This window comes from Bacillus sp. ISL-7 (genome assembly GCF_018613065.1).
In genome coordinates this window covers 23,685-34,916 of the sequence record NZ_JAGGQW010000026.1, presented here as the reverse complement: position 1 = coordinate 34,916, position 11,232 = coordinate 23,685, and the positions used below count along the sequence as shown (strand labels likewise).

Below are 11,232 nucleotides of genomic sequence, written 5' to 3'. Positions count from 1 at the left end.
AACTAGTGGGATATATAATGGGAACTGGATTGTTTTTCTGCAAGAGTTTTCAAGTGGTGAATAAACGCTGCAATGAAAACTTGGTGAGGAGTTGAAAAGAATGAAAAAGGTATTAACGTACGGGACTTTTGATTTGCTCCATGTTGGTCATATCAATATATTAAGAAAAGCTAAGGAATTAGGAGATTTTCTAATCGTTGGTCTATCAACAGATGAATTTAATATCGAAAAGAATAAAAAAGCCTACTATAGTTATCAGGACCGAAAATTAATTTTGGAGTCAATTCGCTATGTTGACCACGTCATTCCGGAATCCTGCTGGGAACAAAAGATCCAGGACGTAATTGACCATAATATTGATGTCTTTGTAATGGGTGATGATTGGAAAGATCATTTTGATTTTCTAAAAAGGTATTGTGAAGTGGTTTATTTACCAAGAACTACCGGTATCTCAACCTCCAAAATTAAATCCGATTTAAATTATGTGAAAAATGATTAGAGAAATTGTCATATCCATTTATTTGTTTATATTTAAGTGCTTTTTTATGATTTGTAAGGCATTCCCATTAAAAAATAAGGTCACCTTTCTGGTTTCCTTTGGGGATAATGCCAAATATGTGTACGAGGAAATTCTTCACCAGAATATCCAACAAGAAATTGTCTTTTTATGTAAGGGTTCTTCCCTTTCACTTTTTAAGAAATATCCTACTCTTCCTGTCATTCCATTTGAAACATCGTTTATCGATCTATTGCGTTCCATCTATCACCTCGCTACTTCCAAAAAAATTATTATTGATAACTATTTTGGGGTTTTGGCTTCAACTAATTTTAAAACGGGTGTGGAATGTATCCAGCTTTGGCACGCAGCAGGTGCGATTAAAAAGTTTGGACTGGAGGATGAGTCCAATGTCAATCGTAGTAAAAGGGCTCATAAGCGATTTCTACGAGTTTACAAAAAATTTCATAAGGTTGTTGTTGGGTCAGACAAAATGGCTGATATTTTTAAACGGGTATTTGCCCTAAAGGATCAAAACATTCTTCGAACAGGAATACCGAGAACTGACTTTTTTTTTGATGAGAACAAACATAAAGCAATAATTTCTAAATTATTAGATGAGAATCCTGAATTAACATCCAAAAAGGTGATCTTGTATGCCCCAACATACAGGGATCATCAATTAGATCAATTTGAATTAAAATTGGATTTAGAAAAAATGTATCAGGAGCTCAGTGATGAATATGTTTTGTTGCTCCGTTTCCATCCTGCGATAAAAAGTTCATTGGAAAACAATGAATTATATTCTAATTTTGTTTATGATTATTCATCCTCACGTTATGATGCTAATGAACTGTTGCTTATCACTGACTTGCTGATTACAGATTATTCTTCCATACCATATGAGTTTTCATTATTAAATAAACCCATGATCTTTTTTACTTATGATATTGAACAATACAAAGTGGAAAGAGGATTGTGGGAGGATTTTGAAGAGACCGTTCCAGGTCCGATCACGAAACATACGGATGAAATCATTACGATTATTAAAGATAACTTATTTGATTATCAGAAAGTTACCAGTTTTTCTGACATTTGGAATAAATATTCAAACGGGATATCCAGCCAGAAGCTCGTAGATTACATTTTTAAAGAATCACAAAGCGACTCGTATCAAAGGGATAAGAACTCAAACTAACTACATATGTCTAATTGAGTTAGAATTTATCCTTTTTTTATGGTAAAATGTTATGGTCTTTGAGGGGGAATGATTCATTTTATGAAAAGGTCTTATCTTATATCCCCAATTAAATCGTTTAGGAAGGATCAACACGATGTCAATGTTTAAGGTCATAAGGGAACAGATTAGCAGTTTTTATCTCATCAGAAGATTATCCCTTTTTGAATTAAAAAGTGCAAATAACAGTCATTATTTAGGGATATTATGGGAATTAATCAATCCCATGATTCAAATAGGTATCTATTATTTTGTATTCGGATATGGTATCCGTGGTGGACGTGCAGTAGAGGGGATTCCGTATTTCTATTGGATGCTGGCGGGTATTTTAGTTTGGTTCTTTGTTAATCCAGCAATCTTGGACGCATCAAAGTCGATCTATACGAGGATCGCCTTAATCGCAAAAATGAGCTTTCCGATGAGTGTTATTCCAACCTATGTCATTATATCGAAATTTTATCAGCATCTCATGTTAGTTGGAGTCATTGTGGTTATCTTTCAATTTACAGGCTATCCTATATCGATCTATTATTTGTCGTTACCCTATTATATGTTTGCCACCATTCTTCTACTGGTAGCTATTTCATTAATTACTTCTACCTTAGCGACGATTGTACGGGATGTACAAATGATTGTCCAAGCGATTGTCAGAATGCTGCTTTATCTGACACCATTATTATGGACGCCTGAAAGACTTCCACATATCGTTCAAAGCGTAATGAAGTTTAATCCATTATACTATATTGCTGAAGGTTATCGCGCTGCTCTGTTAGGGCATAGCTGGTATCTAATTGAACACATTAAATATACCGCCTACTTTTGGGGACTTGTTTTCGTGTTGTTATTTATAGGCTCCGCACTGCACTTGAAATTTCGAAACCGATTTGTAGACTACTTGTAAAGTGGAAGTGGATAAAATGACTAAAACAGTTATTATTGATAATGTATCAAAGAAATACAAATTGTATAATAGAACATCTGATAAGCTTCTTGATATCATTTTGCCCAATGGCTATGGTGATGATTTCTACGCGTTGCAAAATATAAGTTTCACCGCTGAACAAGGCGATGTTATTGGTTTAATTGGTGTAAATGGCTCCGGAAAATCGACTCTATCCAACATTATTGCAGGCGTAGTTCCACCTACAAATGGAAAGGTCGAAACGATTGGACAAACATCTTTAATTGCGATTGCCTCTGGGTTAAACAATAATTTAACGGGTCGAGAAAATATTGAACTGAAATGTTTAATGCTCGGTTTTAGTAAAAAAGAAATCCGGGAGCTCGAACCCGAAATTATTGATTTCTCCGAACTAGGAAGGTTTATTGATCAGCCTGTAAAAACCTATTCAAGTGGTATGAAATCAAAGCTTGGTTTTGCCATCTCCGTGACAGTGGATCCCGATATATTAATTATCGACGAGGCGCTCTCCGTTGGGGACCAAGCATTTGCAGAAAAATCAAAGAAAAAAATGTACAGCTTTAAAGAGAAAGGCAAAACCATCTTTTTTGTAAGCCATGCGATTGGCCAGATTAAAGATTTTTGCCAAAAAGCTTTATGGTTAGAATTTGGGCAAATCAAAGCATATGGGACGACTGCGGAAGTGGTTCCGCAATATGAAGCGTTTCTCAAAGAATTTAAGGCCATGTCTAAAGAGGAACAGCGAAAGTTTAGAGAAACAGCTTTAGAAAAGCAGAGCAGATTAGTATTAAATACAGCTAGATAATAAAAAGAGGCTCAAATAATTGGCTAGATCCATTTTTTTGAGCCTTTTTTTATAAATATGAAAAAATACAAAAGGATAAAAACCATGCAGAACAACACCGTCGATATATTAGGTATTGATTTTATCAATAAACAATTTAATGAAGTAGTTAACATTCTTAATGAAATGATAAAAAGTAATCGCAAAGCTTTCATTGTCACAGCCAACCCGGAAATTGTCATGTACGCTCATGAACATCCCGACTATAAAAAAATCATTCAATCAGCCGACATGGTGGTTCCTGATGGTTATGGGATTATTCTAGCGTCAAAAATATTAAATACCCCGATTAAGGAGAGGGTCGCAGGTTATGATTTAATGATCCGTCTACTGGAACTTGGGAACGAGAATAAGTTGAAAATTTATCTATTGGGCGGGCGCGAAGAGACCAATCAAAAAGCTGTGGCTAATATCAATAGTCAATTTCCGCATGTTCAAATAGTGGGCAGTCATAATGGCTTTTTTGATTGGGAGAACAATCCGATCACTGCTGAGATTAAAGCCTCAAGCCCCGATTTGATTTTCGTGGCATTAGGGTTCCCTAAACAAGAACAATGGATTGCAAGAAATCTGGCTCAATTTCCCAAAGGAGTATGTATGGGGGTTGGCGGCAGCATCGATGTCCTCGCTGGAGAGGTCCAGCGTGCCCCTCGTTTCTGGCAAAAAATGAACCTCGAATGGTTCTATCGCTTGATTTCGCAGCCGTCGAGGTGGAGGAGAATGTTAGCCATCCCCCGTTTTTTACAGGAAATCTTCCAATTAAAGTTCACCAAATAAGCGATTATTCTAAAATAAATGTAACTTTTTGGAGTAACCAATCGTCTTACATGGTGTGGGATCGTGACTAATAAATCCTAGTAACGCTAGCTTATTAAGAAGGAATTTTCCGACAATTCAACAAAATATACCAAAGTAAAAAATATGTGCTATAATATGTTCGTTGTGTACTTAGAAATATGTGCCTGTTTCTAAAATTTATTAATGGGGCATTATATTCATAGGGAGGGTCTTCATGTTATATCTGACCTTAATATTATGTTTTTTATGCTCCGTATTAATCACTCCAATCGTAAAAAAATTGGCTTTTAGATTAGGAGCAACGGACAGTCCTAATCAGCGTAAGGTACATGTTAAGATTATGCCGCGTTTAGGCGGACTGGCGATTTATATCAGTTTTCTCTTCGGTCTTTTAATCCTGCACCCAAGCAGTCCCTACCATGCAGCTATTGTTGCTGGTGGTTTAATCATACTAGTTACCGGTATTTTAGATGATATCTTTGAATTATCGGCCAAAATAAAATTTACCTTACAAATTGTTTCTGCCCTGATCGTTGTGATCTGGGGCGGGGTGGAAGTTGAATTTATTAACTTACCGTTTAATGGGACCTTAGAATTTGGTATCTTTAGTATTCCAATTACAGTCATCTGGATTGTTGGCGTTACCAATGCAATCAATTTAATCGATGGACTTGATGGTTTGGCAGCTGGTGTTTCCTCGATCGCCTTTATCACTATTTCCGGGATGGCGATTGTGATGGGAAATGGTTATGTAGTTGCCATGGGGACAATCCTGCTTGCGAGTACGTTAGGTTTTCTACTATTTAATTTTCATCCGGCAAAAATTTTTATGGGAGATTCTGGGGCACTCTTCCTTGGCTACATGATCTCAGTTCTAGCTTTGCTCGGTTTTAAAAATGTTGCCTTAATCTCGTTTGTTGTTCCAATCATTATTTTAGGTGTTCCGATTTCAGATACTTTTTTTGCAATCATCCGTCGTATTTACAATAAGAAATCATTATCCGCACCAGATAAGTCCCATTTACATCATTGTTTACTAGAATTAGGTTTTACGCATCGAGAAACGGTTCTGTTAATTTATGCTATGAGCGCCATGTTTGGCCTCGCAGCCTTTATTTTTACGATTACAACCGTATGGGGCTCGATCTTAATCATTACCATTATCGTGCTGGCCATTGAATTATTTGTTGAAACGATTGGTTTAATTAATAAGAATTACCGGCCGCTCCTCCGAATCATGGGGATTTTGAACAAAAATAGATAATAAAAGGGTAAATCACAACAGTGGAAGGCGTTGTGATTTACCCTTTTATTGTTTTCTTTTATTTGAGATTTATGTAAAAAAAGAACCCGGATACTATCTGATCCGGGTTGCTTCTTATTCAACTTTCGTTGCACTTGCTGTATTTGTTCTGTTAAGGTGTGTCTTAAGTGTTGATTTTGTTTCCTCTAGGGCCGTTTCATCAAGCTGATAATAGTAAACACGATCAATATATGAATCGGACCCTTTTAGTGATAGTGATTCAACATCGATTCCACTACCAGCCTGGATATAGCTAATAAACGATTTCATTTGGTCAAACGTTAAGTCTGTTGACATATTCTTTCCAACAGCTTCCATCACGTCTGTGTAATTAGAAATAGACTTTATGGATGATCCTTTTGAGAGGATGGCTTTAAAGATCTGCTGCTGGCGCTGTCCTCTTTGAATATCACTATCCATTTTCCTTGTCCGTGCAAACGCAAGAGCTTGTTCACCATCTAATTCTTGTACGCCTTTTTTCAAGGTGATTGCTTTCGCATGGTCCTGGGAATCTTGTTCAGAGAATGTGAAGGGAACGTCTACTTTCACACCATCTAGCGCATTAATAACGTCAATAAACGCGTTAAAATTCATTTTAACATAATAATCGACTGGTACATCAAGCAATTCTTCGACTGTTTCAAGCGTAAGTTTCACACCGCCATAAGCATGGGCATGAGTAATTTTTGTATAAATATTCTTCTCAGGGATGTGAACATATGAATCACGCGGGATACTCAATAGCTTAATAGATTTTTCTTTCTTATTAAAAGTAGCCAGCATCAAGGCATCTGAACGAGATCTGCCATTTGATTTTCTCTTTTCACTATCATCGACACCAATAAATAGTATCGATGTATTTTCAAGTTTTACATTGGCCTTCCCTTTGGTATCACGATCAATTGGCTTGTAGGATTTATTCATCACTGATTCAGCCTTATTATACAAAAATCCGCCGTAAGCTGTTGCGCCTATTATTAATAGTAGAAGGGGCATTACGATCCATAGTAAGATTCGTTTTCGTCTTAGTCTTCTCTTTACCTTACCCTTGTTATTATTTTTATACACTTGTCTATTGATAGACATAGATTGCCTCCTAGTAGTTTAAATAGAAAATTGTCAATTTTTGTTGAAAATCTACTCTATTTTATAATATTTATTGAGATTGGTAAAATGAAATTTTCTTTACAATATTATTACTATTCTCAATAGGTAGGGGGGAAAGAAATTTCCTAGTTATCTGACTCAAGATAGGTAACTTCTCCAGCAGTAATAGCGGCTTGTCCATTTGTCATTTCAATCATCCATTCTGTGAAAGCTGGTTGGTTCTCTTCTTCGACAAATACTTCAATTTCGACATTCTCCTGGTACTGGATATTTTTAAGGATATAGATGGACGACCGCAATTCATTTTCAATCTTGCCAAGCCAAGAATAATCAATTTTTACATGGCAGACCCGCATTAGCCTTCTTTCGACAATCCCAACTGCATCCAGGCCTTCCGACGTGGCTTTCCCATAGGCACGAATTAAACCGCCTGCGCCTAATTTAATCCCGCCAAAATAGCGTGTAACGACCACCACTGTATCCTTCAGCTTTCTTTTTTTCAAAACTTCAAGGATTGGAACGCCGGCTGTACCACTTGGTTCGCCGTCATCATTGGCTTTCTGAATTTGGTCGTGCTCGCCAATCAGATAGGCAGAACAGTTATGCGTGGCATCCCAATATTTTTTTTTCAATGTTTGAATGAATTCCTGGGCTTCCGCTTCCGATTCGGTTCTTTTGATGTGGGCAATAAATCTTGATTTTTGAATAATAATTTCATGTTCACCAGTTTGTTTTACTGTATGGTAACGAGGCAACATATTGCGCACTCCTTCCTTAATATCATATTGGTGTAATATAACTTTAATATGGTAGTAAAGTTTCCGTGTTATAATAAAAAAGATAAAGGTAGTGAAAACCTATTTTTATAGACAAAAAGAGATACTACCATTATACTACTTTTTTACTGAAATTAAGGATACAATATAAGTTCATATTCGCATATTGATAAAATTCAAGGTAAAATATGTTAAAAGGTAGTATGATGAATTTTGAAATCCAAAGATAATAAAAATCATTCACTGAAATTAGATTATTGTTTAGCTTAGCGTCCAGGCGTTTATTGCTTATCTTATCGGAGGAATGTGTATGAAGCTTAAGCAGATTAATATGAAATCAATTGATGAAATTCGTGAAGAAATGATTGAAACTGTTACTTGCAGCAAAACCGACATCTTCCAGATAGGCGAGCAATGCCGTCAAGATTACGAAAATATGATCAATGAATTAGACAATATCAAGAAAATGATGAGCAAACTCATAAAAGAAGGCGAGAATCTCGAGAAACAAGTCCAAGAGGCGCGGAGTATGCTGTCAGAAGTCAGTATGAATTTTAAAAATTACTCTGAAGAAGAGGTCCGTGATGCCTACGAAAAGGCCCATCAACTGCAAATGGATCTTTCGATTAATTGGCAGTACAAAAAGCAGCTTTTGGATAAACGGGCAGACCTGGAAAATCGTCTGGTCGGTTTAGATGAAACGATTGATCGTGCTGACCAGCTTATTTCGCAAATTTCCGTCGTGATGAATTACTTAACGAGTGATTTAAAACAAGTTGGTAAAGTCCTAGAACATGCGAAAGCCAAACAAGATTTTGGCTTAAAGATAATTGAAGCACAGGAAGAGGAACGCAAGCGGCTTTCAAGGGAGATTCACGATGGTCCCGCTCAAATGCTTGCCAATGTTATCATGCGCTCCGACTTAATCGAACGTGTTTATAGGGAAAAGGGCGCGGATGAGGCTTTTTCTGAGGTCAATAGCTTTAAAAAAATGGTCCGATCGGCACTTTATGAGGTCCGGCGCATTATTTATGACCTTCGTCCGATGGCATTGGATGATTTAGGTCTTGTCCCTACCCTCAGAAAATACTTGCAAACCATCGAAGAATATCATAACCACTCAAAAATCGAGTTTGTGAATATAGGCCTAGAACGCCGGCTTCCTACTAAGTATGAAGTCGCACTCTTCCGGATGATCCAAGAATCGGTGCAAAATGCACTGAAGCATGCAAATGCCTGTGAAATCAAAGTCCGATTAGAAATAACCAATGCCTCAGTTACCGTCTTGATCAAGGACAATGGGGGCGGTTTTGATATCACGCAAAAGAAACCTGAGTCATTTGGCATGATAGGGATGCGCGAGCGTGTCGATCTGCTTGAAGGCGAAATTACCTTTGATTCAAAAATAGGCAAGGGAACCGCAGTACTTATTCGAGTTCCACTAATTAACTAAAAAACAAATGAACCTACCGCCAATGGAGAAAAATTTCGAAATTAGAAGGATTAGGGGGCGTAAAATTGATTACAAAAATTGTCATTATAGACGATCACCAATTATTTAGAGAAGGCGTTAAGAGAATACTAGAGTTTGAAAAATCGTTTCAAGTTGTTGCTGAGGGCGATGATGGCTGTGAAGCACTAAGATTAGTAGAAGAATTCCAACCCGACGTTGTCATCATGGATATTAACATGCCGCAAAAGAACGGAATCGAAGCAACTCGTGAGTTGGTTGAAAAATATCCGAAAACGAAGGTTATTATCTTATCCATACATGATGATGAAAACTATGTGACCCATGCTTTACAGACGGGTGCACAGGGTTATCTATTAAAAGAAATGGATGCCGATGCCCTGATTGAAGCAGTGCGTGTTGTGGCGGATGGCGGTTCCTATCTACATCCAAAGGTCACCCATAATTTGGTGAACGAATATCGCAAGCTTGCTGCGGGTGTGGCTCGTGGCGGCGGCGGATATATGCCAACAATGGAAATTCGCCGTCCATTGCATTTATTGACACGACGCGAGTGCGAAGTGCTCCAAATGCTTGCCGATGGAAAAAGCAACCGTGGTATCGGTGAAGGTTTATTCATCAGTGAAAAAACAGTCAAAAACCATGTTTCAAACATTTTACAAAAAATGAATGTCAACGACCGTACCCAAGCAGTGGTTGTTGCGATTAAAAATGGCTGGGTAGAAGTAAAGTAAGATTTTAATAGAATAGTAAAGGGCATACTTCACGGTATGCTCTTTTTGTTTTTGCGAAGTAATGCAATTTAGCTCTATTTCATATAAAATAGTAAAATCAATAGAGTGGTTATATAGAAAAGGATGGTATTTTGTTATGAAGACAGCCGTTGTCACGGATAGTACTGCGTATATCCCAAAGGATGTACGTGATAAATGGAATATACATATGATCCCGTTACATGTCATCTTCGGTAACGAGGTTTACCAGGAAGAAATTGATATATCTTGGAGTCAGTTTTATGATGAGGTGAAGACAAAAGCGCTGCCGACTACCTCTCAGCCGCCAATTGGCCAATTTGTCGAGCTATTTGAAAACCTTTCAAAGGAATATGATGCCGTCATCTGTGTTCACCTATCAAGTGGGATCAGCGGGACTTTCCAAGGGGCTAACGCAGCGAGTACGATGGTTGAAGGCATCGCCGTTTACCCATTTGATTCAGAAATCAGCTGCATGGTTCAAGGCTTTTACGCGATCGAGGCAGCCAAGCTGGCATCCCGAGGCAAGGACGCTGCTTCCATTATGGACCGCTTAGAAGAATTGAAAAAAACGGCTCGTGCCTATTTCATGGTAGATGATTTACAGCACCTGCAGCGAGGCGGCCGCCTTTCAAGTGCTCAGGCTTTTATCGGGAGCCTCCTCCAGGTCAAACCATTGCTTCATTTTGACAACAAGGTGATTGTTCCGTTTGAAAAGATCCGCACCCGGAAAAAGGCAATGAATCGAATGGTCGATTTGCTAAGTGAGGATGTGTCAGGTGGCAGCGAATATCAAGCCGTCATTATTCATGCCAATCGAGAAGAAGTCGCCAAGGAGTGGCGCGATGAACTGGCTGCCAGGTATCCAAACGTTGAATTCTCGATAGGCTACTTCGGTGCAGTGATCGGTACCCACCTCGGCGAAGGATCCATGGGCCTAGGCTGGATGAAAAAATTAGAAAAGTAAGTGAGTTACCATTCCGTCCTTTCGGCCGGAATGGTTTTTAATTTTAATGGGTTGGTGGGAAAATAGGGGTTTTGCGGAATCATCAGAGGAATCGGCGGAAAAGGTTGTGAAGTCGGCGGAATCTGGACGAAGTTTGACGGAATAACTCCAATAGTTGGCGGAATCGAACGGCTGAGAGCCAAGCAGTAAATGACCAGAGGCTAGGCTCGAGATATTAAAAAAAGGTAATTAAAAGGGGTTTGGCGGAATCATCAGGAGAATCGGCGGAAAAGGTTCCGAAGTTAGCGGTATCCGTACGAAGATTGACGGAATAACTCCAAAAATTCGCGGAATCCCGGCCATTTCGGCGGAATCCATTGGCAGGGACCAAGGAGTATAATGCCCAGGGAATAGGCTCGAAACATTAAAAAATGGTAATTAAAAAGTGTTTGGCGGAATCATCAGGGGAATCGGCGGAATAACTCCAAAAGTTCGCGGAATCCCGGACCATTTCGGCGGAATCCATTGGCAGGGACCAAGGAGTATAATGCCCAGGGGATAGGCTCGAAACATTAAAAAA

11 protein-coding genes are annotated in these 11,232 nt (G+C 38.4%); 9 read left to right on the top strand and 2 right to left on the bottom strand.

Annotated features, from left to right (window positions below):
* The first annotated feature begins 100 nt into the window (after positions 1 to 100).
* The 6 genes from tagD (at position 101) to J7E66_RS07935 (ending at position 5,561) form a co-directional block, all read left to right on the top strand.
* Positions 101 to 499, top strand: coding sequence for a glycerol-3-phosphate cytidylyltransferase (gene tagD / locus J7E66_RS07960; RefSeq protein WP_214998974.1), 399 nt, complete (start codon positions 101 to 103; stop codon positions 497 to 499).
* A gap of 46 nt (positions 500 to 545) precedes the next feature.
* Positions 546 to 1,694, top strand: a complete 1,149-nt coding sequence (locus J7E66_RS07955; protein WP_308162486.1) for a CDP-glycerol glycerophosphotransferase family protein — start codon at positions 546 to 548, stop codon at positions 1,692 to 1,694.
* Positions 1,695 to 1,830: 136 nt separating this feature from the next.
* Entirely contained in the window at positions 1,831 to 2,634 is an 804-nt protein-coding gene (locus tag J7E66_RS07950) for an ABC transporter permease (RefSeq protein WP_251032827.1), read from the top strand.
* Between the two features lie 16 nt (positions 2,635 to 2,650).
* Positions 2,651 to 3,460, top strand: a complete 810-nt coding sequence (tagH, locus tag J7E66_RS07945; protein WP_088089635.1) for a teichoic acids export ABC transporter ATP-binding subunit TagH — start codon at positions 2,651 to 2,653, stop codon at positions 3,458 to 3,460.
* 84 nt (positions 3,461 to 3,544) lie between these two features.
* Positions 3,545 to 4,276 carry a WecB/TagA/CpsF family glycosyltransferase gene (locus J7E66_RS07940; RefSeq protein ID WP_214998972.1) on the top strand — a complete coding sequence of 244 codons (732 nt, stop codon included), beginning with the start codon at positions 3,545 to 3,547 and terminating at the stop codon, positions 4,274 to 4,276.
* A 235-nt stretch (positions 4,277 to 4,511) separates the two neighbouring features.
* On the top strand, positions 4,512 to 5,561 hold the full coding sequence (locus J7E66_RS07935; protein WP_214998971.1) for a glycosyltransferase family 4 protein: 1,050 nt from the start codon (positions 4,512 to 4,514) through the stop codon (positions 5,559 to 5,561).
* Positions 5,562 to 5,675: 114 nt separating this feature from the next.
* On the opposite strand, the gene J7E66_RS07930 is transcribed toward J7E66_RS07935, so the two are convergent.
* Together J7E66_RS07930 and J7E66_RS07925 are read right to left on the bottom strand one after the other, a co-directional pair.
* Positions 5,676 to 6,686: an LCP family protein gene (locus J7E66_RS07930; protein WP_214998970.1), complete on the bottom strand. Its 1,011-nt coding sequence runs from the start codon at positions 6,684 to 6,686 to the stop codon at positions 5,676 to 5,678.
* A 146-nt stretch (positions 6,687 to 6,832) separates the two neighbouring features.
* Positions 6,833 to 7,465, bottom strand: coding sequence for a YigZ family protein (locus tag J7E66_RS07925; RefSeq protein ID WP_214998969.1), 633 nt, complete (start codon positions 7,463 to 7,465; stop codon positions 6,833 to 6,835).
* Between the two features lie 328 nt (positions 7,466 to 7,793).
* Between J7E66_RS07925 and J7E66_RS07920 the strand changes: the two genes are divergently transcribed.
* From J7E66_RS07920 to J7E66_RS07910, 3 genes are all read left to right on the top strand, one after another.
* A complete protein-coding gene (locus J7E66_RS07920) occupies positions 7,794 to 8,936 on the top strand; it encodes a sensor histidine kinase (RefSeq protein WP_214998968.1) in 1,143 nt (380 codons plus the stop codon).
* A gap of 68 nt (positions 8,937 to 9,004) precedes the next feature.
* Positions 9,005 to 9,688 (top strand): response regulator transcription factor, encoded by a 684-nt coding sequence (locus J7E66_RS07915; RefSeq protein ID WP_214999042.1) that lies wholly within the window; start codon positions 9,005 to 9,007, stop codon positions 9,686 to 9,688.
* 136 nt (positions 9,689 to 9,824) lie between these two features.
* Positions 9,825 to 10,673 carry a DegV family protein gene (locus tag J7E66_RS07910; protein WP_214998967.1) on the top strand — a complete coding sequence of 283 codons (849 nt, stop codon included), beginning with the start codon at positions 9,825 to 9,827 and terminating at the stop codon, positions 10,671 to 10,673.
* Positions 10,674 to 11,232: the final 559 nt, after the last annotated feature.